The organism is Bartonella sp. AA86SXKL (assembly GCF_042196885.1).
Window position 1 is genome coordinate 317 of the sequence record NZ_JBHIRE010000483.1, and the last position, 292, is coordinate 608.

A 292-nucleotide genomic window follows, 5' to 3' on the forward strand; every position below is an offset into this window, starting at 1 on the left:
CAAAATTTGAAAACCGCCTCTTTACCTTGCGCATTTTCACCAATAAAAAGTATAAAGTAGCTAGTTAATTTCAACATATTTTGCCATACATTATATTCTATTTTCAATTGTATTCTATAGAGAAACTAAAAAACGGACTAAAGAACTTTTATTAACTTAAGAGATGACGATTTGTTTTTTTCTTTTTCTATCTTTAATACACATCAGAAAAAAGCATTTATACACAAATGCGAAAAAAGAATCATTTTATCTCAAAACATTTTCTTTTGTATGAGGGATAGAGAAGTTTCTT